Origin of the sequence: Streptomyces clavuligerus (assembly GCF_005519465.1) — a bacterium.
Taxonomy (GTDB): Bacteria; Actinomycetota; Actinomycetes; order Streptomycetales; family Streptomycetaceae; genus Streptomyces; species Streptomyces clavuligerus.
Genome location: NZ_CP027858.1, coordinates 771,644 through 792,707, shown reverse-complemented (window position 1 = coordinate 792,707; position 21,064 = coordinate 771,644). Strand labels below are relative to the sequence as shown.

Sequence of the window (21,064 nt, the reverse complement as noted above, 5' to 3'; positions counted from 1 at the left end):
GGGCCGGCCGCGCGGGCTCAGCCCCGGCGCAGGGCCGCGTACCCGGGGCGGATCACCTCGTCGATCAGCCGCCGCCGCTCCGGCAGCGGCAGGAAGGCCGACTCGACCGCCGCGACCGTGAACTCCTCGAAGACCTCGGCGCCATAGCCGAACGCCTCCACCATGTGCGCGAACTCACGGCTCATCGTGGTGCCCGACACCAGCCGGTTGTCCGTGTTGAGCGTGATCCGGAAACCGAGGCGGCGCAGCAGGTCGATCGGGTGCGTCGCGTAGTCCTTCGCGGCGCCGGTCTGGAGGTTGGAGGTCGGGCAGACCTCCAGGGGGATGCCGTTGTCCCGGACATAGGCCGCGAGGTGGCCCAGGGTCGCGGTGCCGTCCTCGTGCACGGTGATGTCGTCCGTGATCCGCACGCCGTGCCCGATCCGTTCGGCGCCGCAGACCTGCACCGCCTCGTGGACCGACTCGGCGCCCACGGCCTCGCCCGCGTGAATGGTGAAGTGGCAGTTGTGCCGCTTCAGATGCTGGAAGGCCGCCAGATGGCGGGCGGGCGGGTTGCCGATCTCGCCGCCCGCGATGTCGAAGCCCGCGACCCCGCGGTCGCGGTGGGCCACGGTCAGTTCGGCTATCTCGGCGGAGCGGTCGGTGTGGCGCATCCCGGTGAGCAGCGTGCGGACCGTGATCCGGCCCCCGGCCCGGCGCTCGCCCTCGCGGAAGCCCGCGTTCACGGCCTCGACGACCTCGTCCAGGGTGAGCCCGCGCTCCTGGTGCTGCTCGGGGGCGTAGCGGACCTCGGCGTAGACGACACCGTCCTCGGCCAGGTCCTCGGCGCACTCGGCGGCCACCCGCTCCAGCGCCTCACGGGTCTGCATCACCGCGCAGGTGTGGGCGAAGGTCTCCAGATAGCGTTCCAGGGAACCCGAGTCGGCCGCCTCCCGGAACCAGACGCCGAGCGCGGCGGGGTCCTCGGTGGGCAGCTTGTCGTAGCCGTGCTCCCGGGCCAGTTCGATGATGGTGGCGGGGCGCAGTCCCCCGTCGAGGTGGTCGTGAAGAACGGCCTTGGGTGCGCGGAGGATGTCAGACAAGTGCATGCCCCGGGAGTGTACGGCACACCCGGGGCATGCACCGACCGGCCCCGCCGCGCCGGGCGGGCGCCGGTCCCGCCCGGGCCCGGCGGACCCGGGCGAAGGGGTGCGGAACGGGCACCCGCCGCAGATCAGCCCGACTGGAGCACGGGCAGCGCGGGGGCGCCCGTCGGCAGCATGTGCTTGGCGGCGAGCACCGGGGTGCCGCCCGCCCGCACCACCTGGGTGACCAGCACGGCGGGTGTGTCGGGCGCCCGGTCGAGCTGACGGCCGCGCCGCCGCCCCAGCAGGGTCGCGCTCACCTGGCTGTGCGCGGTGAGGTCCACCTCCCGGGCGGTCCCGGCCAGGACCGCCAGCATCGAGCCCGCTCCGGCGCCGGGGGAGCCGAGCGCCTCGGCGAAGGCCGGGTGCGCCGCCCGCAGCACCTCGGCGGGGGCCGCCCACTCCTGGCTCAGCACCGCCGCCGCGCCCTGCGCGGTGAGCACCGACTCCCAGAAGGCCAGCTCGGCCCCGGCGGGGGCGTGCAGATGCTGGGTGGTGAAGTCGGTGGGCTCCTCGACCGCCCGCAGCAGCGCGCGCACCGCGACGGTGCCGCCGCCGGCCAGCAGTTCCTCCAGCGGCCTCAGCCGCTCGTAGCCGCGCCGGGGCGGACTCGGGCTGACGGTCCTGCCCACTCCCCGCCGCACCGTGACCAGCCCGTCCTCCTGGAGCAGCAGCAGCGCCTCGCGCAGCGCGGGTCTGCTCACCCCCAGTTCGGCGGCGAGCCGGGGCTCGGACGGCAGGGTCGACCCGGGTGGGTAGGTGCCGTCGTGGACGGCGTCGGCGATCCGCTCGTACAGGGCGACGACCGGTCTGCGCCGCGGTCGGCTGGCTGCCACGGGTTCTCCTCCTGTGGATGCGCTGTCTGACTCCGAGGACGCGGTCCCGGGCCCGGCGGGTGGAGTCGACGGCGGGCCTGACTCCACGCCAGCTTGTCAGACAAGCAAGGAGGGGACGGCCGGGAAACGGCGTTCAGCGCCTCACCCGTACGGCCCGTTCCACCGCACCCCCGGCGGGACCGCGGCCCATTCTGGTCCCATGAGTGCCAAGGACACGCCGAGGGGTGCACGAAGGGCGCGGACGAGCGGTGGGGCCAGGGACTGGTTCACGCCCGGCCGGATCGCCGTCACCGTGCTCGCCGCCCTGGCGATCGTCTTCATCTTCGAGAACACCCGGGAGGTCCGTATCCGGGTGCTCATCCCGGTCGTGACCATGCCGCTCTATCTCGCCCTGCTCGCGATGTTCGTCATCGGCGCGCTCTGCGGCGGCTATGTCTTCCGCCGCCGCGACCGCTGAGGAGGACCGCTGACGGAGACCCGCTGACGGAGACCTTGCTGCCGGAGGCCGCCGACGGGGACCTGGCCACGGGCGGGGCGGTCCTCCCCGGGACCCGGCCCCGCGGACCGGCCCTCCGCCCCCGGTGGGGAGCGATGACCTAGCCTGGGCCGATGCCCGAGCACCCCGTCCCGTGTGTCTCATCCGCCTCGTACGACTCGGCCGCCGCCCCGGGTGCTCCGTCCCGGCCCGCCGTGGGGCCCCGGGTCGCGCTGTGCCCGTTCACCCTCGCCGACGGGGACGAATTCACGGCGGCGGCCCGGGCGAGCACCACGCTCCACCGGCCCTGGCTCTTCCCGCCGCTCACCGAGGACGCGTACACCGCCTACGCGGGGCGGCTGATCGAGGACCCCGCGAGGGCCGGATTCCTGCTCCGCGAGCGGACGTCGGGCCGGATCGCGGGCTTTGTCAACATCAACAACATCGTCCACGGCGCCTTCCGCTGCGGTGCGCTCGGCTATGGGATCTTCGCCCACGCGGCCGGGCGCGGGCTGATGCGCGAGGGCCTGGGGCTGGTGCTGCGACACGCCTTCGGACCGCTGGGGCTGCACCGCCTCGAAGCCAATGTCCAGCCGGGCAACGCCGCGTCGATCGCGCTGGTGCGCGGGGCGGGCTTCCGGCTCGAAGGCTTCTCGCCCGCCTTCCTCCACATCGACGGGGCCTGGCGGGACCACGAGCGCTGGGCGATCACCACCGAACTGATGACCGGCCCCGGCCTTGACCCCGGCCCCGGCCCCGGCGTCGGTCCGGGCCCCGCCGTCGGTCCGGTCCCGGTCGCCGCGCCCGGCTCGCGCTCCGGCTCCCGCTCGCGCTCTGGTTCCGGTTCCGGCTCTGGTCCTGGTTCCGGTTCCGGCGACTTTGCCGAACGGTGACACGCCGGGCCCCTGTGCGCCATGGCATCGAGCCTGTTCCATGGGCCCCGGGCCGCCCACCCGGGCCGCGGCCCCGGAGAGTGAAGCGAGGCCGCCTTGGTCACGACCGTGCGCCGCACCGTGCTGACCCTGCCCACCGCCCCGCTGGGCGCCGCCAATCCGCTGCCCGCGCTGGGGCCCGTCCGCACCCTCCACCACGTCGACGAACGCACCAGGAGGGAGCTGCCGCGCGAGATGGCCCGGCAGCTCGGGCACGAGCCGCCGCGCACCGTGCTGCCGGTCCGCCTCCTCGACGGCTACGGGCGGGAACGCGTCCCCGCCCGCCATGACGCGATCGTCATCGAGAACCCCCACCTCCGCGTCACCGTGCTGCCCGGCCTCGGCGGCCGGGTCCACTCCCTCCACCACAAGCCCACCGGACGGGAACTCGTCTACCGCAACCCCGTCGTCCAGCCCGCCGCCTTCGCCCTCAACGGCGCCTGGTGCTCCGGCGGCATCGAGTGGAACATCGGCACCACCGGCCACACCACCCTGACGATGGCACCGCTGCACGCGGCCGTCGTCCCCGCCCCCGACGGCGGCGAGATGGTGCGGCTGTGGGAGTGGGAGCGGCTGCGCGACCTGCCGTTCCAGGTCGACCTGTGGCTGCCCGCCGACTCGGCCTTCCTCCATGTCGGCGTCCGGGTGCGCAACCCGCACGAGCGGGCCGTCCCCCTCTACTGGTGGTCGAACACCGCTGTCGAGGAACACCCCTCCACCCGTGTCCTGGCCCCCGCCGACGACGCCTGGCACTTCGGCTACGACCGCACCCTGCGCCGGGTTCCGGTACCGGACTACCGGGGCGAGGACCGCACCTATCCGCGGCGCGGCGCGAACCCCGCCGACTACTTCTACGAGATCCCGGCGGCCGGGCGGAAGTGGATCGCCGCCCTCGACGGCTCCGGTCGCGGACTCGTCCAGACCTCCACCGACACCCTGCGCGGACGCAAGCTCTTCCTCTGGGGCTCCGGCCGCGGCGGCAGGCGCTGGCAGAGCTGGCTGACCGAGCCCGGCACCACCGGATACGCCGAGATCCAGGCCGGGCTCGCCCGTACCCAGCTCGAACACCTCAGGCTCGCGGAGGGCGCCGAACTGAGCTGGCTGGAGTGCTACGGACCGCTCACCGCGGACTCCGGCACCGTGCACGGCGACAACTGGCCCGCCGCCTGCGCCGAGGTCGAGTCGCGGCTCGCCGCCGCACTGCCGCGGGCGGCCGTGGACGCCGCCCACCGGACCTGGCTCGCCACCGCCGACCGCGCGCCGGTCCGCACGCTGGCCACCGGCTCCGGCTGGGGCGCGCTCGAACAGCTCCGCTCCGGCGTGGAGCTGCCGGGCACCCCGTTCGACCCCTCCACGCTCGGCGCGGAGCAGGCCGCCTGGCACACCCTGCTGACCACCGGAGCCCTGCCCGCCTCCGACGGCGAGCCGGGCCCGCCGGGTCCCTCCCTGGTCGCGCCGCACTGGCGCGACATGCTGGAGACCGCGCCCGCCGACGCCCTCACCGAGTACCACCTCGGCGTCGCGCAGTGGCACGCGGGGGACCGCGCCCAGGCGGTCCGGAGCTGGGAGCGCGGACTTGTGCTCGCGCGCTCCCGGTGGCCGCTACTGCGCGCCCTCGCCTTCGCGGACGAGGAGGGCGGCCACCCCCGGCGGGCGGCCGACCGCTGGCTGGAGTCCTTCGACGACCTCTGCCGCGAACGCCGTGAACGCCGCGAACACCGGGGGCGGGGGGAACACGCCGACGGGGACGGGGGCGGGGACGGGGCCTGGGCTGCGGTCACGACCGCCCTCGGCCGGGAGGCGGCCGAGAGCCTGCTGCGCACCGGGCGCCCCGCCGACGCCCGCGCGGTGTGGGACCGGCTGCCCCCGGAGGTCCAGCGGCGCGGGCGGTTCCGGCTGCTCCACGCCCGGCTGCTGCTGGCCGAGGGGAAGCGCGGGGCGGCCAGGGCCGTCTTCGACGAGGGGTTCGAGGTCGCGGACCTCCGGGAGGGCTCACGGGAGCTGGAGACGGTGTGGGCGGCGGTGACGGATGACGAGCCGCTGCCGGACGGGTACGACTACCGGATGCGGCCCGCGGCGGCGGACGGGGGCTGAACGGCCGGTTTGCGGTCGACGTACTCGAAGATCGAGCCGTCGGGGTGCACCGCGATCAGATTGCGCCCCGCCGGGGTCGGCACCGGGCCCGCGATGATCCGCGCCCCGACCGCGCCGAGGGTCTCGCACGCCTCGTCCACATCGGCGACCGCGATCGTCGCGGTCACCTTGCGCAGCACCTCGATCTCCGCCTCGTCCCCGCTCATCAGCAGAAAACAGCCGACGGCGGCGACCTGGACCCCGCCGCGCTCATAGCGCTGCGGGGTCCTTCCGGTGATCCGCTCGTAGACCGCGGCGGCGGCGTCCAGGTCGTCGACACAGATACGCAAGGTGGTTCCGAGGATCTCCATGGGGCGAGCCTAGTTCGCACCGGCGCCCACGGTCACCCGAAGTGCTGTGACCCTGGCGGGGAGTGACGATTCGTCAATGCGCCCGTCCCGGGCGGCTGAACGGCGGTGGGCGGTCCCCCGGCGGCCGGACGGTGTTCGGCCGACGAGGGCCGACGAGGGCCGACGGGGGACGGGCGGGCGGTCCGGGCCGGATCAGACCCGGCAGAGGAGTTCGCCGTGGGGCACCAGGAACCAGGCGTCGTCCTGTGCGCTCCACTCCCGCCAGCCGTCCGCGAGGGCGGCGAGCCCGTCCGCCGTGGTGTGCCCGCCCGCGACCGCGACCGTGGCGTACTGGGACGACACGGTGCGCTCCGCCCACAGCCCGCTCCACCACGCGCGGTCGTCCGGCGTCGCGAAACACCAGGTGGCGGCGGTGGCGGTGATATCGGTGAAGCCCGCGGCGCGCGCCCAGGACAGCAGTCGGCGGCCCGCGTCGGGCTCCCCGCCGTTCGCCCGTGCCACCCGCCGGTACAGCGCGAGCCAGGTGTCGAGGGCCGGGACCTCGGGGAACCAGGCGAACGCGCCGTAGTCCGCGTCCCGTACGGCGACGACGCCGCCGGGGCGGCACACCCGGCGCATCTCGCGCAGGGCGTGCACCGGGTCGGCCAGGTGCTGGAGCACCTGATGGGCGTGGACGACGTCGAAGGAGCCGTCCGGGTGGTCCAGCGCGTTGACGTCGGCCACGGCGAAGTCGGCGTTGGCCAGCCCGCGTCCGGCGGCGTGCGCCCGGGCCCGTTCCACCACCCCGGGGTCCCGGTCGACCCCCGTGACCCGGCCGTGGGGCACCAGCGCGGCCAGATCGGCGGTGATGGTCCCGGGGCCGCACCCGATGTCCAGGACCCGTGCGTCGGGGGGCAGTTCACTCAGCTCGCCGAGGAGGTAGGCGGCGGAGTTGGCCGCTGTGCGCCAGGTGTGGGAGCGGAGCACCGACGGGTGGTGGCCATGGGTGTAGACGGCGGTTTCCTGGCGCATGACGGCTCTGCCTCTCGTCCGGGAGCACGGAGGTTCATTCATATAGTGAGACCATCTGTCTTGTCATGTGGATACCACTCCGTGGACAGCGACTCAGCGCAGAGTCCTCGGGCGGTAGACCGTCAGCGCCTCCCGCGCCTTGTCCAGCGTCAGCCGGGGCGGGGCGGGGACCACCTCCCCGTCGTACGCCAGCGGGGTGCCCGGCGCCAGACCGTCGATGCGCACGGTGCGCAGCCGCTCGGCGGCGTGGACGGGGGACCGGCTCAGCGGACCGGCGAGCGCCGCCGCGAGGAGCCGCAGTCCGGGCAGCCGGCCCCCGTGCACCACCCGTACGTCGAGGAGCCCGTCGGCGAGGTCGTCCCGGTGCCCCGGGGTCGGGCCCACCGGCCGGTAGATCCCGTTCCCGGCGAACAGCAGCCACAGGGGCCGCGACCGGCCCTGGACCACGGCCCGGAGGGGGCGGCCGTGGCGCAGCACCCGGAGCGCCGCCAGCACCCCGGCGGGCCAGCCGCCGACCCGGGGGGACCAGTGCTCGCGGATGTGCACCAGTTCGGGGTACACGCCCAGGCTGAAGGTGTTGAGGAAGTACCCGGGCGGACCGTCCTCGTCGGCATCCGGGCCCGGGCCCGGGGTGAAGCGGCCCAGGTCGACCCGGACGGCACAGCCGTCGGCCACCGCCCGGCAGGTGTCCGCCACCGTCTCCACCCCCAGGTCGTACGCGAAGTGGTTGAAGGTCCCGCCCGGGAACACCGCCAGCGGAAGGTCCCGTTCGACGGCGGTCGCGGCGGCGAGGTTGATGGTGCCGTCGCCGCCGAGGACCCCGAGGGCCCGCGCCCGCGGGGCCGCCCGTTCCAACTCCGCCCGCAGGGTGTCCGGGCCGCACTCGACCACCTCGGCGAGCGGCAGCGCCTCCCGCACCGCGGCGACCGAATCCGCCGATCCGGCCCGCCGGTTGACCACGACCACCAGACCCTCGCCCCGGGGCAGCGCGGGCGCCGCCGACACCGGTCGGCCGGGCGGCGGGAGCCGGTCGCGGGTCGGCACCAGCTCCCGCAGCACGAAGGCCGCGCCCACCCCCAGGGCCGCGCCCACCAGCACATCGCTCGGATAGTGCACCCCTGTGTAGACACGGGAGAAGGCCACCGACGCCGCCACCGGGGCGACCAGCGCCCCCCAGCTCCGTGACTCCAGGGCGACACCCGCCGTGAACGCGGCGGCCGAGGCCGCGTGCCCGGAGGGGAACGACGTGGTGAACGGCTGCCGCTTCAGCCGCCGGATCACCGGGACCGTGTCGAGCAGCGGCCGGTCCCGGCGCACCGACCGCTTGCCGACGGTGTTGATGACGGCGGACGCGAGCGCCAGCGACGCCCCGCCGCGCACGGCGGCGCGCCGCGCGCGGACCCCCTGCCCCAGCACCGCTATCCCGGCCGCCGCGCCGAACCAGAGCAGCCCGTGATCGGCGGCCCGGCTCAACCGCGGCAGCACCGGCTCGGCGCCGGGCCAGCGCCGGGTCGCGACCGTGTGGAAGACCTTCCGGTCCCAGCGGCTGAGCGCCCCGCGCCGGGGCGGGGCGGACGGGAGACACCAGGCGAATCGAGACGACATGGCACGCGGGTACCCCGTCCCGCGACCCCCCACGCCGCGTGCCCCCCATTCGCCACTCCGGGAACCCGGCCCCGCCGAGTGCCCGCCGCGCCGCGTCGGCCGCGGATTCCGGCTCCCTGTCCGGTCGGTTCCCGCAGGTGGGGCACGGTGCACGGTGGCCGCCGCCGTCCGCCCCGGCCTCTGGTGCCGCGTTGCCCACGGCGGGTGTCGACTGATGCCGGATATCCGTCGTGCCATCCGGCGGACCGGCCCCGCCGAGTGCCTGCCGCGCCGTGTCGGCCGCGGATTCCGGCCCCGGACCGACTCGTTCCCGCGCGCCGGGACACGGTGGGCGACGAGCGGCAGGCCGGGCCTGCCCCCTGGTCCCGCGCCGCCTGTGGCGGGGTGTCCACCGACGCCGGACACCCCGGCCGTGCCACCTGGTGGACCGGCCCCGCCGAGTGCCCGCCGCGCCGCGCCGGCCCCGGATTCCGGCGCGAGCCGGTCCGTTCCCGCGCGCCGGGCACGTGCACGGCGACCGCCGCCGTCCACCCGGCCCGGCCACCGCCGCGCCCGAACGGGGTCCGGAGCGCCATCCGCTCGTCCCGCCGAGGCGCCCCGGTTCACCGCGCCGCCCGGCCCCGGCCCACGGCTGACGCCGCCTGTCTGCCGGGGCTCGGCCGGGTACTCCGGCCGTGGGCTGCCCGGTCGGCGGACGGTGTCCGGACGGGGTGGGGGTGGCGCGTGGTGTTGCCGTCCGGCGGTGTCTGCCCATGGACCGTCCGGTCGCGGGCGGGTGTCCAAAGGTGTGTCCGGGCGGGTGGGCGCGGGGGGCGTGGTGTGCCGTCGGCGGTCCGTGGGAAGCGGCCCCGGTCCGGGCCGATCGCCAGGTGCCTGGGCGGTGCTCCGCCGGAGGGGCCGCCCGGTCGGCGGCCGGGTGCCCCAAGGCGGTGCCGACGCGGGTGGTGGTGGGAGCGTGGTGCGCCGTCGGCGGTGTCTGTCCGTCGGGAGCGGCCGGGCGGCGTGCCGGTCCGTCGGGTGTCCGGAGGCGGTGCCCGGGCGCTTGAGCGCGGGGAGCGTGGTGGGCCGTCCGCAGGGAGCGGCCGTGGTCCGGGCCGGCCGCCGCCGGGGGCCCGGGCGCTGCTCCGGCCGTGGGCTGCCCGGTCGGCGGACGGTGCCCGCACGGGTGGGGGTGGCGCGCGGCGCGCCGTCGGGGACGGTCGGCGGGCGGCGGCCCGGCGGTGGCCTCCGTGCGCGCGGGTGGGCGGTGCCTACCCGGTGGGACGGCGCGGGCCTAGGATCGCGCGCATGGTCGTCGACACCGCGGTCCTCCGCAGCCGCGCGTTCCCCTGTTGCCGCTGACGTTTCCGTACGTCCGCCCGTCCCGCCGGGGCGGCGACCCGTTCCGCTTCCGCGCCCTTTCCGTCGTTCAGGAGGCTTCCCATGTCCTCAGCATCCGGCCGTCGTGATCTGCTCCGGTGGCTCGCCGCCGCTCCGCTGGCCGCGTCCGTCCTCGGGGCGGGGCCGCCCGCGTGGGGCCGGGCCCGTGGCGGGCGGCTTCCCGGGGTCGAGAAGCCGCTGCCGGACGACGCGTTCACCGTCCGGGGGACCAACGCGGAGACACGGTTCCCGGCGTTCCGGGGCACCGGAGCGCTCACACCCCGGTCGCTGTTCTTCGTCCGCAACCACACCCGTACCCCGGTCCTGGACGAGCGCGACTGGCGGCTGACGCTCTGGGGCAGCGGACTGCGCGGCCGGCACCCGGTGCACATCGGCTATGGACAGTTGCGGTCGATGCCCTCCGTCACGCTCACCGCCGTCATCGAGTGCGCGGGCAACGGCCGCAGCCTCTTCACCACCCAGCAGGGCGAGCAGGTCAGCGGCACCCCCTGGACCATGGGCGCGATCGGCGCGGCCCGCTGGCGGGGGGTGCGGCTGCGCGATGTGCTGTACCGGGCGGGGCTCGCCGGGTCCGCCGTCGACGTGATGCCGCGCGGGCTGGACGACGAGTTCACCGCCGACGGGGTGTCGCTCGGGCGGGTCCGCAGGCCCCTGCCCGTCGCCAAGGCACTGGACGACGTGATCCTCGCGTACGAGATGAACGGGGAGCCGCTGCCGTACGACCACGGCTTCCCGGTGCGGGTGGTCGTCCCCTCCTGGATAGGGATCGCCTCCGTCAAGTGGGTGGGCGACATCGAGGTCAGCGACGCCCCGCTGGCCTCCCCCTGGAACACCCGGTTCTACCGGCTCTTCGGCCCGGACCACCCGCCCGGCGGCAGCGCCCCGCTGACCCGGCAGACCATCAAGAGCGCGCTGGAGCTGCCCTGGGACGCGACTCTGGCGGCGGGGGAGCGGACCCGGCTCACCGGCCGCGCCTGGTCCGCGGCGGCGCCCGTGCGCGGGGTCGAGGTCAGCACCGACGGCGGTACGCGCTGGCGCCCGGCCCGGCTCCACGACGTACCGCGCCGCCACGGCTGGGTGCGCTGGAGCGCCGACTGGGTCCCGCCCCGCCCCGGGCCGGTCACGCTGCTCAGCCGCGCCACCGACCGGCACGGGAACGTCCAGCCCGCGCGGGCCGCCCACAACACCCAGGGGTATCTCTTCGACGCGGTGGTCCGGCACCCGGTCACGGTCGTCTGAGACGCGGCCGTCCGGGACACGGCCGTCCGGGACACGGGCGTCCGAACGCCGCGGACGCACGGGACACACAGGGGACGCGCAGGGGAGACGCACGGAACGGACACCCCGGCGGCAACGGGCGCGTCAGACCGCGCTGCTGCCGGGGGAGTCCGGGAAGTCCGGGCGGTGCCGCCGCAGCCGCCGCCAGAGCGCCGGAACCGCGCTGACGGCCACCGCGATCCCCACCGCGAGCGCCACGCCCTTCCACGCCTCGTCGAAGAGCGAGCCGCCCAGCACCCCGATGATCAGGTAGGTCGCCGCCCAGGCCAGACACGCGGGCAGCGCGCCCCGGGCGAACGCCGCCAGCGGCATCCGGGCCAGCAGACAGGCCAGCATCACCGGAATCCGCCCCGCCGGGATCAGCCGGGAGAGCACCAGCACCGCCGTGCCGTGGTCCGCGAGCCGGGCCTGCGCCTGCGCCAGCCGGTCCGGGTCGGCGCGCCCGCGCAGCTCCTCCAGCCAGCGGGAGCCGTTCCGGGAGCGGAACCCCCGCTGACCCAGCCAGTACAGCGTCATGTCCCCGAGGAAGGCGGCGGCGGACGCCACCACGAAGACCGCCGCCAGTGCGAGCGGCGCGGTCTGGTGCAGAGCCACCACCGCCGCCGAGCTGACCACCGCGCCCGTCGGCACCACCGGCACCAGTGCCCCCACGGCCACCAGCAGAAACAGTGAGGGATAGCCCACCGCCTGCTGGGTGGACTCCGGAGGCAGCCCCGCCACGACCTCCGAGAGCCCGCCGAGCGCGTCGGAGAGCAGGGACGCCGGTACCGGCGCGTCCGCCGTCAGGAGGCTCATCGCGCCGCCCCCGGCCGGAACCGCTCCCCGTGCCCCAGGCGGCGCACCGACACACCGGGCGCCGTCCGGGCCGCCTTGCGGACGAACTCGTCCCCCGGCGAGTGGAACTCGTGCGGCCGGATGCCGTCCATCCCGATCGGCCAGTAGGTCCCGTAGTGCACCGGGACCGCCGAACGCGGCGCCAGCGCGGCCAGCGCCTCGGCCGCCCGGCCCGGGTCGAGGTGGCCGTGGCCCAGGAAGGGACCCCAGCCGCCGACGGGCAGCAGCGCCACGTCCACCTCCCCGACCTCGTCGGCCATCGCGTCGAAGAGCCCCGTGTCCCCGGCGAAGTACGTCCGTTCCTCCCCGCTGATCACAAAGCCCAGCGCGGGCGAGCGGCGCGGCCCCAGCGGCAGCCGCCGCCCGTCGTGGAGCGCCGGAACGGCCCGTACCGTCAGCGGCCCCACCGTCACCTCGTCACCGGGGGCCACTTCCGTCACCCGCAGTCCCAGCCGGGCCAGCCCGGGCACCGAGCGCACGGCCCCGCGCGGCACGACCACCCGGGTCCCGGGCGCCAGCCGGGCCAGCGAGGGCAGATGCAGATGGTCGGAGTGGAGATGCGACACCAGCACCGCGTCCGCGACCGCCGCCTCGGGCGGCGGCAGCTCCCCGCGCCGCCGTCGCAAATGAGCCAGACGGCGCGCGAACAGCGGATCGGTCAGCACCCGCGTGCCGGAGTCCTCGACCGTGCAGGTGGCATGACCCCACCAGGTGACCTCCACCGGCACGCGACCACTCCTTCCCAGTGACCTCGGGGCGAGGGGCACGGCGCGCCCCGGGGGCCCGGACCCCGCCCGGACCCGTCGGCGGCGGCACCCCGACCCGCCGTGACCGGCCACCGGCGCCGTCGCGCCCGTGCCATGCGTACGAGCCTAAAGCCTGAGCGGAGTAGGGTCGGCGGCGAACGATCGAGAGCAGGGTGAACGACCATGAACGGCTTACGTGTGGCGGCGATCGCCAGCCTGACCCCCCTGGAGGAACTGGACCGGGAACCCTTCCTGGTCGACACCCGGGGACAGCAGGACATGTGCGCGCGCTGGGCAGCGGCCCGGGGACACACCGTCACCAGGGAGCTGCTGGTGTACGGGCTGCGCCCCGACCACCGCGGGCTCTGGGCCGATGTCGACGAGGGACAGGTGGACCTCTTCGTCGTCCCCAACGAACGGGTACTGGCGCGGGCGCTGGCCTCGGTGGCGGATTTCGCCGCCGAGTGCAGGCGCCGGGGCGTACCGCTGGAGACAGCGGGGCTCGACGAGCCCGTCTACGACGCCGCCATGAAGGCGGAGGTCCACCGCAGGCTCTCCCTGCCCACGGCGGGTTTCGGCCACCGCTGACGGCCACCGCCGACGGCCGCCCCGGCCCCGTCCGGTCCCCGCCCCGATCCTCTCCGGCCGCGTCCGGCCCTCCTGCCCCGGGGGACGCCCGGCCGGGGCCGGTCCCGCGTTGTGCCAGGCTGGATGTCCGATCCATGGACGAGGTGAGGGACCGCGTGCACAACGGCCGATGGCGCAGGGCGGGCAGCGCCCTGCTGCGGGTGATCGTGGTCTGGGCGGTCTCCACCCTGACGATGCTGATCCTCGCCGCGCTCCTGCCCGACTTCCGGCTCCAGTCCCAGGACGGGGACAGCATCACGCGGATCGCGCTGACGGCGGCCTGGGGCGCGGGCGCCTTCGGCCTGCTCACCGCGCTGGTGTGGCCGCTGGTGGTCCGGGCGCTGCTGCTGGTGCCCGCGCTCGTCCTCGGGCTGCTGGTGTTCTTCCTCAACGGCTCGCTGCTGCTGCTCGCGCTGCGGCTGATCCCCGACGGCCGCGGCGGCGCGAACCCCGAGACCGCCGTCGTCGTGGCCGCGGTGATGTCCGCCGTCGCCTCCGCCACCTCCACCGCCCTCGCCGTCCGCGACGACGACGCCTACCGGCGCAGGCTCTCCCGGCTCGCCACCCGCCGCCGACGCCGCTCCGGCGCGGACACCACCGGCCCCGAGGGCCCCGGAACGGTCTTCCTCCAGCTCGACGGAGTGGGCCACGAGGTGCTGCTGCGGGCGGCGAAGGACGGTCTGATGCCGACCGTCGCGGGCTGGCTGGATCACACCCACCGGCTCACCCCCTGGCGCACCGACTGGTCCAGCCAGACCGGCTCCAGCCAACTCGGCATCCTGCACGGCTCCAACCACGACGTCCCCGCCTTCCGCTGGTACGAGAAGGACACCGGCCGGCTCATGGTCAGCAACCGGCCCGCGAGCGCGGTGGAGCTCCAGCGCCGCGCCGTCGAACGCACCGGCGACGGCGGGCTGCTCACCGACGGCGGGGCCAGCCGGGGCAATCTCTTCAGCGGCGGGGCCGACCAGGTCGCGCTGGTGCTCAGCGTCTCCACCCGGCGCGGCCGGGCCAACCGCTCCCGGGCGGGCTACTTCGCGTACTTCTCCGACCCCGCGAACGCGGTCCGCACCGCCGTCTCCTTCGCCGCCGAGGTCTGCCGGGAGATCCGCCAGTCGGCGCGGGCCCGGCTGCGCGGGGTGGAACCCCGGGTGCCCCGGGGCGGGCTCTACCCCCTCATCAGGGCCTTCGCCACCGTCGTCTCCCGGGACGTGGTCGTCGCGGCGGTCCTCGGCGACATGCTCGCCGGGCGCCGCGCCGTCTACGCCGACCTCGTCGCCTACGACGAGGTGGCCCACCACTCCGGCCCGCACGGCCAGGACGCCGCGCGGGTGCTGCACTCCCTGGACCGGGCGCTGGCGCTGATCGGGCAGGTCGCCGAACACGCCCCCCGCCCCTATCGGATCGTCCTCCTCTCCGACCACGGGCAGAGCCCGGGGGAGACCTTCGAGGGCGCGTACGGGCTCGACATCAAGGACCTGGTACGGGCGGGCAGCGGGCTGCCCGTCTCCCGGAAGGCCGAGCGCACCCGGTGCGGGGCCGAGGCGCGGGCCGCCGCCGGGGAGGCGCTGCGCGGGGCGCTGCACCGCAGGGAGGCGTCCGGCGGGGAGCCGGGGGAGCCGCTGCCCGGCGCGCGCCCCGGCTCCGGGCCGGGCTCCGGCTCCGGCGGTGCCGATTCCGGCGCTGCCGCCGAGCCGGTCGTCCTCGCCTCCGGCAATCTCGCGCTCGTCTCGTTCCCCGATGTGCCGCACCGCCTCAGCAAGGAGCAGATCGACGCCCGCCACCCGGCGCTGCTGGCCACCCTCGCCGGTCACCCCGGCATCGGCTTCCTGCTGGTGCGCAGCGAGAAGCACGGCTCCGTCGTGCTCGGCCCCGGCGGCGCCGAGGTACCGATCGCCGAACTGGCGGACGAGGGGCCGCTCGCCGTCTTCGGCAAGGGCGCGGCCGACGCCGTGCGCCGCACTGACACCTTCCCGCATGTCGCCGACATCATGATCAACTCGATGTACGACCCGGAGACCGGGCAGGTGCACGCCTTTGAACGGCAGATCGGCTCGCACGGCGGCCTCGGCGGGGAGCAGTCCCAGCCGTTTCTGCTGGCCCCGGCCGAGTTGTCGCCGCCGGTCGCCGACGGCGGCGAACTGGTCGGCGCGGAGCAGGTGCACCGGGTGCTGCGCCGCTGGCTGAACGAAGGCGGCCGTCCGGCGCGCCCGGAAGGCCCGGAAGATGAGAAAGCACCTCCGGCCGGGGCCGGTGGGACGCCCGGGGCCTGAAGATAACGTGACCCCTGTCCGACGCCACCCGCCGCGCCCCGGGGTGCGCCGCACGGGACGTACGGCGATGTACAGGGACGTACGGGGATGTACGGGGACGTATGGGGACGGACGGCACGTGCACGGCGTACGACGAGGTACGACGGCGTACGACAAGGCGCGACACAAGGCACGACACTAGGCACGATCAGCGACGACACAGCCCGAGGGGGGCCCATGCGCGCCGTGGTGTTCGAGGAGTTCGGCGGTCCGCTCACCGTACGGGAGGTGCCCGATCCCGCACCCGCCCGCGACGGCGCGGTGATCCGCGTCGAGTCCACCGGGCTGTGCCGCAGCGACTGGCACGGCTGGATGGGCCACGACCCCACGATCGCGCTGCCGCACGTCCCCGGGCACGAACTGGCCGGGGTGGTCGAGGCGGTCGGCGCCGACGTCGTCCGGCTGCGGCCGGGCGACCGGGTCACGGTGCCGTTCATCTGCGCCTGCGGCCGGTGCGCGGCCTGCGGGCGCGGTGCCCAGCAGGTGTGCGAACGGCAGGAGCAGCCGGGGTTCACCCACTGGGGCTCGTTCGCCGAGTACGTCCCGCTGCGGCACGCCGACATCAACCCGGTCGCCCTCCCCCCGGAGCTGTCCTTCGCCGCCGCCGCGAGCCTCGGCTGCCGCTTCGCCACCGCGTTCCGGGCCGTCGTGGGGCAGGGCAGGGTCCGGCCGGGGGAGTGGACGGCGGTGCACGGCTGCGGCGGGGTCGGACTCTCCGCCGTGATGATCGCGGCGGCGGCCGGGGCCCGGGTGATCGCGGTGGACGTCGCTCCCGGCGCGCTGGAACTGGCCCGCCGCTTCGGGGCGGAGGTGTGCGTGGATGCGTCGGCCGCCGGTGACGCCGTGGCCGAAGCGGTCCGCGAGGCGTCCGGGGGCGGCGCCCATCTCTCCCTCGACGCCCTCGGCTCCGCCACGACCTGCGCCGCCTCCGTACGCGGTCTGCGCAGCCACGGCCGCCATGTCCAGGTCGGACTGCTGCCGTCCGGGGCGCATGTCCCCATGGACCGGGTGGTCGCCCTGGAACTGGAGATCCTGGGCAGCCACGGCATGGCGGCGCACGACTACCCGGCTCTGATGTCCCTGGTCGCCTCGGGCGCCCTCCGCCCCGATCTGCTCGTCACCCGTGAACTGCCCCTCACGGCCGCGCCGGACGCCCTCACCGCCCTGGGCGCCGCCACCGCCCCCGGCGTCACGGTGATCGCTCCGCACCTGGGCTGACGGCGTCCGGGCCGACCGCGTCCGGGCCCTTCGCCGCCCGCCGCACGGGGCCGTTCGGCGCAGGGGATGTCCCCCGGCGGAGCGGAAGCCGGTGTGACGGGAGGCGCCGGGGGACGGCATGGGGGAGGGTGGCAGGACCTGGAGGTCCGACACCATGCACCTGCTCCCGGCCACCGCGCTCCGCCCCCTCGTGGGGCACGGGGCTCCCTTGGTGCTGGTGGTGCTGCTGGCCCTGCTCGGACTGGCGCAGGGAGCCGGAGCGTCCGGCGCGGCGGAGGGGCGGCAGCCCGCCCCCGTGACCGTGCCGTTCGACGCGCCGGGACAGCCCGAGGAGAACGACACCACCACCGCGGCCTCGGGCCGCGCCCGCGCCTCCGCCAGGGAACCGGGCCCGGCCGCCGGAACACCGGCCCCGGCCGCCCCGGCCGGTGCCCCCGTGGCCCGCCGCGGCCGCGCCCCGGCCCCGCCGCCCCCCGCCTCGCGCCGCACGGTGCTGCGCTGCTGACCGTCCCCGGTCCCGCCCGCAGTGACAGCCCCCCTACGCACGAGGTGCACAGCCATGCCCATCGACCCCTTCGCCGCGCTCAACGCCCTGATCCGGGCCGAGGTGGCGCGCTCCGCCCGGCCCGTCGACGACCGCCCGCCCGCCGAGGACCGCGAACCTCCGGGCGCCGAACCGGAACCGGCCGTCCCGGACCCTGACCGCCGCACTCCCTGACCCCCGCCCACCGGCCCCGCGTGCCCCCGCCGGACCGCCCTCCCGGCCCCGGGGCATGACGTCGGAGGTAATCGACCGGACCCCGGTCCCGGCCGCAGTCTGGAACCACCGGAACCCGGGCGGCGCACTCCGTCCGGGCTCCGGACCCCGACCCGGTCCGTACCCCCGGTCCACCACTCCGAAGGAGGCCGATCCCATGTCCGCCACCCTGCTCACCGGCATCGCCCGCACCACCGAGCCCCGGACGGTGCTGCGCCGGTTCCTGGCCCTGGACGCTGTGGTGACCGGGGCCAACGGCCTGGCCTACGCGGCGGTCTCCGGCCCCCTCGGCCGACTGCTCGGCGTCGACGGCGGCTTCCTCCTCGGCCTCGGGCTCGCCCTGCTGGTGTACGGGGCGGCCGTCGGCGCGCTCGCCGCCCGCCGCGACCCCGCCCCGGCGGCGGTGACCGCCGTCGTCGACGCCAATCTGGTGTACGCGGTCGTCAGCGCCGCGTCCCTCGCGCTGTGGCTCGACCCCACCACCGCCGGAGCGGTCTGGATCCCGCTCCAGGGCGCGGTGGTCGCGCTCTTCGCCGTCCTCCAGTACGCGGCGCTCCGCGCGACCCGGCGCTGAGGGACCCGCCCGGCCGGTCCGGGCACCACCGGCCCGGGGCGCCCGCCGCGAACGCCTACCCGGCCGGGGCCCGTTCGCCGCTCAGGGCGCGCAGCGCCGCCGCGGTCTCCTCGTCGGCGGGCAGGAAGGTCTCGATGGCCAGTTCCGCGACGGTCACGTCCATCGGGGTGTTGAACGTCGAGATGGACGAGACGAACGACAGGGTCAGCCCCTCGTGCTCGATCACCATCGGCAGGGCGAAGTACGGGTGGGGCTCCAGGTCCGTCCGGTCCCCGCCGCCGCCCGCCCCCACCACGGGGTAGGCGGCGACCTCCTCGTACAGGGCCCGCAGGGCGTCCGAGCGGGCCAGGGCGATCTGCCGTTCCATCTGGTGCAGCAGATGCCCCCGCCATGCGCGCAGATTGCGGATCTTCGGGGCGAGGCCCTCGGGGTGGAGGGTGATCCGCATCGCGTTCAGCGGCGGGGTCAGCAGCTTCGGCGCCAGCCCCGCCAGCAGCATGGTGATCCCGCGGTTCGCGGCGACCACGGTGTACAGACCGTCCACGACGAGCGCCGGGTACGGCTCGTAGCCGCGCAGCAGCCGTTCCACCCCGTCCCGCAGCGCCCCCATCGACGGGTCGTCCAGCGGGGTCTCGGAGTACCGGGGGGCGTAACCGGCGGCCAGCAGCAGCGCGTTGCGCTCCCGTACCGGTACGTCCAGGTGTTCGGCGAGCCGGAGCACCATCGCCTCGCTGGGCCGGGAGCGGCCGGTCTCGACGAAGCTGATGTGGCGCGCGGAGGAGTCGGCGCGCAGGGCGAGTTCGAGCTGGCTCACCCGGCGCCGCTCCCGCCAGCCGCGCAGCAGGGGGCCCACACCCGTCTCGGTGGCAACAGTGGTCATGCCCCGACCGTAACGGACGCCGTCCCTCAGTCCTGTCCTCCGTCCCGGGCCCCGCCCAGCAGGGCCGCCAGTCCCGCGTCGAGGTCGAGGGCGCAGGTCTCCAGCTCGGCGGGGACGGTCGTGTAGGCGTGCAGCAGGAAGTGGCGCAGCCGTCCGGTGGCGAACCGCAGCAGCGCGACCCCCTCCGCCGACCGCAGCTCCACCAGCGTCCGCGAGCGGTCGCACGGCCGAATCCGCACATCGCCGCCGCCCGCCGCCGTCCGCAGCCCCTCGTCCAGCAGGGAACGGGCGAAGGTCCAGGTCACCTCGGCGCCGCTGAGGGAGACCTCGGGCGGGAAGACCATGCGTACCGCGAACGGGTCGTCGGCGCTGTAGAGCAGGCACACCGTCACCGGCGTGGGCCGGGGAGCCCCGCTGATGAGGTGGGCCGGGATCGACTGTTCGACGGTGCGGAACATCGCCGCTCCTTCGCTGCTGAATCGAGGCTGCGTACCGTGAGCCGTACGTCTGCTACGACGCACGCCACCTCCGGAGCACTGCGTCATGGACGATCGAGGTTTGTGATCTGCGTCACACGTCTGCCCGCCCGCCGCCCGTCGCGATCTTCAGCTCGTCCGCCGTCAGCGGAGGCCCGTCCAGCCGCCGCCGTCCGGGCCCGCGCAGCGCCCCCACCACGATGTCCGGGTGCAGCCAGGAGGCGGAGGGCCGGGACATCGTGATCACGTCGATGAACGCGCGGGTGATCCGCGCCCGCCCGGTGGCGGCGTGCGCCAGCCGGTCGACATAGCGGTACGCCAGCCCCGTGCAGGGGTGCGGCTGCCGCCCGACGGCCCCCGGATAGAGGATGTCCTGACTGGTCGCCAGGGACCAGGCCGTGGCCACCGGGCGGGCGATGACCTGCTGCACCCGCCGCGCGAGCCCCGGCTCGTCCAGCCGGGAGCGGCCCACCGCCCCGCGCAGCGCGGCGAGCCCCTGCGCGGCCACGCTCATGCCCTGCCCGTAGACCGGGTTGTACGTGGCCACCGAGTCGCCGGCGGCGACGAAGCCGTCGGGCCACCGCTCGGCCCGCTCGTACAGATAGCGGCGGTTGACGGTGGAACGGGAGAGCACGATCCCGCCCGGGAGCGGCTCGACCCCGGAGATCAGCTCACCGACCACCGGATGCCGGGTCGCGGTCCGGGCGAACGCCTCGAAGCCCTCCGGGTCCGCCGGGGGCTCGCCGCCCCGGGTGCCCGAGAGCGTCACCATCCACCGGCCGCCCTCGACCGGGGCGAGCGTCGCCGTCCGGCCCGGCACCGGTCTTCCCGGGTCCGACTGCACATTGACGACGGGAAAGCCCTCGCTCCCGGCGGGGGCCCGGTACAGCCGGGTCGCGTACACCAGCCCCGAGTCGACCCGCTCCTCCTCGATGTCGCCGATCCCGAGGTCCCGCAGCCAGACGGGGGCCCGGGAACCCCGGCCGCAGGCGTCCACCACCAGATCGGCCCCGAGCGTCAGTTCCTGGCCGTCGGGACCGCCCACCCGGACCCCGCGCACCCGTTCGGCCGTGCCCACGAGGCCCCGGGCCGTGTGCGCCTGGAGAACCGTTACGGCGGGCTGCTCCAGCACCCGTTCCCGGACCACCCAGTCCAGCAGGTCCCGGCTGCACACGATCATGTACTGCATCTCGGGCCAGCGCCGGACCCAGCCCTGCGGCCACAGACTCACCAGCCCCGTGGGCAGCGGGACGCGCCGGGCCCCCGCCGCCAGCCAGTGCCCGGTGATCCCCGGCAGCAGCTCCTCGAACGCCCGGACCCCGCCCGACCAGAGCAGATGGGTGTGACGGGCCTGCGGCAGCCCCTTGCGCGGCGCGGGGCCCGCGGGCAGCGCATCGCGCTCCACGACGGTGATCTCGTCGGCGAGGCCGTCGAGAGCCGCTGCCGCGAGCATGCCCGCGAGCCCGCCGCCGATGACGACGGCCCGGCGGGGCGGGAGGGAAGCCGTGCGAGAAGGAGGCGTCATCGCGCTCTGGTCTCCGCGTTCTGTGAGGGG

Annotated in this window: 20 protein-coding genes and 1 pseudogene; 10 read left to right on the top strand and 11 right to left on the bottom strand. The window is 75.8% G+C overall.

Annotated features, from left to right (window positions below):
• Window positions 1–17 precede the first annotated feature (17 nt).
• Both CRV15_RS03205 and CRV15_RS03200 read right to left on the bottom strand, forming a co-directional pair.
• Complete coding sequence (locus CRV15_RS03205; RefSeq protein ID WP_003962354.1) at window positions 18–1,088, bottom strand: adenosine deaminase; 1,071 nt, start codon at window positions 1,086–1,088, stop codon at window positions 18–20.
• A 125-nt stretch (window positions 1,089–1,213) separates the two neighbouring features.
• Window positions 1,214–1,960: a GntR family transcriptional regulator gene (locus CRV15_RS03200; protein ID WP_009997920.1), complete on the bottom strand. Its 747-nt coding sequence runs from the start codon at window positions 1,958–1,960 to the stop codon at window positions 1,214–1,216.
• A 199-nt stretch (window positions 1,961–2,159) separates the two neighbouring features.
• Between CRV15_RS03200 and CRV15_RS03195 the strand changes: the two genes are divergently transcribed.
• From CRV15_RS03195 to CRV15_RS03185, 3 genes and pseudogenes are all read left to right on the top strand, one after another.
• Window positions 2,160–2,417: a LapA family protein gene (locus CRV15_RS03195; RefSeq protein WP_003962356.1), complete on the top strand. Its 258-nt coding sequence runs from the start codon at window positions 2,160–2,162 to the stop codon at window positions 2,415–2,417.
• A 152-nt stretch (window positions 2,418–2,569) separates the two neighbouring features.
• A pseudogene (locus CRV15_RS03190) lies at window positions 2,570–3,160 on the top strand (GNAT family N-acetyltransferase); the annotation flags it as partial.
• Between the two features lie 264 nt (window positions 3,161–3,424).
• On the top strand, window positions 3,425–5,461 hold the full coding sequence (locus CRV15_RS03185; RefSeq protein ID WP_003962359.1) for a DUF5107 domain-containing protein: 2,037 nt from the start codon (window positions 3,425–3,427) through the stop codon (window positions 5,459–5,461).
• Here the strand turns inward: CRV15_RS03185 and CRV15_RS03180 are convergent.
• The 4 genes from CRV15_RS03180 to CRV15_RS35815 all read right to left on the bottom strand — a co-directional run bounded on the left by CRV15_RS03180 (window position 5,425) and on the right by CRV15_RS35815 (window position 9,851).
• On the bottom strand, window positions 5,425–5,811 hold the full coding sequence (locus CRV15_RS03180) for a VOC family protein (protein WP_003962360.1): 387 nt from the start codon (window positions 5,809–5,811) through the stop codon (window positions 5,425–5,427). The two genes, CRV15_RS03185 and CRV15_RS03180, sit on opposite strands and share 37 nt — an antisense overlap.
• 192 nt (window positions 5,812–6,003) lie before the next feature.
• Entirely contained in the window at window positions 6,004–6,822 is an 819-nt protein-coding gene (locus tag CRV15_RS03175; protein ID WP_009997923.1) for a methyltransferase domain-containing protein, read from the bottom strand.
• 93 nt (window positions 6,823–6,915) lie between these two features.
• Window positions 6,916–8,427: a bifunctional phosphatase PAP2/diacylglycerol kinase family protein gene (locus CRV15_RS03170; RefSeq protein WP_003962362.1), complete on the bottom strand. Its 1,512-nt coding sequence runs from the start codon at window positions 8,425–8,427 to the stop codon at window positions 6,916–6,918.
• A 1,250-nt stretch (window positions 8,428–9,677) separates the two neighbouring features.
• Window positions 9,678–9,851 (bottom strand): hypothetical protein, encoded by a 174-nt coding sequence (locus tag CRV15_RS35815; protein ID WP_157849184.1) that lies wholly within the window; start codon window positions 9,849–9,851, stop codon window positions 9,678–9,680.
• Here CRV15_RS35815 and CRV15_RS03165 point away from each other — a divergent pair.
• Window positions 9,850–11,046, top strand: coding sequence for a sulfite oxidase (locus tag CRV15_RS03165; RefSeq protein WP_003962363.1), 1,197 nt, complete (start codon window positions 9,850–9,852; stop codon window positions 11,044–11,046). The genes CRV15_RS35815 and CRV15_RS03165 overlap by 2 nt on opposite strands.
• 123 nt (window positions 11,047–11,169) lie before the next feature.
• Here CRV15_RS03165 and CRV15_RS03160 read toward each other — a convergent pair whose 3' ends face one another.
• Both CRV15_RS03160 and CRV15_RS03155 read right to left on the bottom strand, forming a co-directional pair.
• Complete coding sequence (locus tag CRV15_RS03160; protein ID WP_003962364.1) at window positions 11,170–11,880, bottom strand: DedA family protein; 711 nt, start codon at window positions 11,878–11,880, stop codon at window positions 11,170–11,172.
• Complete coding sequence (locus CRV15_RS03155) at window positions 11,877–12,647, bottom strand: MBL fold metallo-hydrolase (protein WP_009997925.1); 771 nt, start codon at window positions 12,645–12,647, stop codon at window positions 11,877–11,879. Before CRV15_RS03155 ends, CRV15_RS03160 begins: the two co-directional genes overlap by 4 nt.
• Before the next feature lie 201 nt (window positions 12,648–12,848).
• Between CRV15_RS03155 and CRV15_RS03150 the strand changes: the two genes are divergently transcribed.
• The 6 genes from CRV15_RS03150 to CRV15_RS03130 all read left to right on the top strand — a co-directional run bounded on the left by CRV15_RS03150 (window position 12,849) and on the right by CRV15_RS03130 (window position 18,153).
• Window positions 12,849–13,253 (top strand): recombinase family protein, encoded by a 405-nt coding sequence (locus tag CRV15_RS03150; RefSeq protein ID WP_003962366.1) that lies wholly within the window; start codon window positions 12,849–12,851, stop codon window positions 13,251–13,253.
• A 134-nt stretch (window positions 13,254–13,387) separates the two neighbouring features.
• Complete coding sequence (locus tag CRV15_RS03145) at window positions 13,388–15,565, top strand: phage holin family protein (protein ID WP_003962367.1); 2,178 nt, start codon at window positions 13,388–13,390, stop codon at window positions 15,563–15,565.
• Window positions 15,566–15,781: 216 nt separating this feature from the next.
• The gene (locus CRV15_RS03140; RefSeq protein ID WP_003962368.1) at window positions 15,782–16,822 is read left to right on the top strand and encodes a zinc-dependent alcohol dehydrogenase family protein; all 1,041 of its coding nucleotides are present in this window, start codon (window positions 15,782–15,784) and stop codon (window positions 16,820–16,822) included.
• Window positions 16,823–16,976: 154 nt separating this feature from the next.
• On the top strand, window positions 16,977–17,327 hold the full coding sequence (locus CRV15_RS03135) for a hypothetical protein (protein ID WP_009997928.1): 351 nt from the start codon (window positions 16,977–16,979) through the stop codon (window positions 17,325–17,327).
• 54 nt (window positions 17,328–17,381) lie between these two features.
• Complete coding sequence (locus CRV15_RS35810) at window positions 17,382–17,540, top strand: hypothetical protein (RefSeq protein WP_009997929.1); 159 nt, start codon at window positions 17,382–17,384, stop codon at window positions 17,538–17,540.
• A gap of 196 nt (window positions 17,541–17,736) precedes the next feature.
• Window positions 17,737–18,153, top strand: coding sequence for a hypothetical protein (locus tag CRV15_RS03130; protein ID WP_003962370.1), 417 nt, complete (start codon window positions 17,737–17,739; stop codon window positions 18,151–18,153).
• A 55-nt stretch (window positions 18,154–18,208) separates the two neighbouring features.
• Here the strand turns inward: CRV15_RS03130 and CRV15_RS03125 are convergent, their stop codons facing one another.
• The 3 genes from CRV15_RS03125 to CRV15_RS03115 all read right to left on the bottom strand — a co-directional run bounded on the left by CRV15_RS03125 (window position 18,209) and on the right by CRV15_RS03115 (window position 21,034).
• Window positions 18,209–19,033 (bottom strand): helix-turn-helix domain-containing protein, encoded by an 825-nt coding sequence (locus CRV15_RS03125; RefSeq protein ID WP_003962371.1) that lies wholly within the window; start codon window positions 19,031–19,033, stop codon window positions 18,209–18,211.
• A gap of 26 nt (window positions 19,034–19,059) precedes the next feature.
• Window positions 19,060–19,491 (bottom strand): SsgA family sporulation/cell division regulator, encoded by a 432-nt coding sequence (locus tag CRV15_RS03120; RefSeq protein ID WP_009997930.1) that lies wholly within the window; start codon window positions 19,489–19,491, stop codon window positions 19,060–19,062.
• A gap of 112 nt (window positions 19,492–19,603) precedes the next feature.
• Window positions 19,604–21,034, bottom strand: coding sequence for an FAD-dependent oxidoreductase (locus CRV15_RS03115; protein ID WP_003962373.1), 1,431 nt, complete (start codon window positions 21,032–21,034; stop codon window positions 19,604–19,606).
• Window positions 21,035–21,064: the final 30 nt, after the last annotated feature.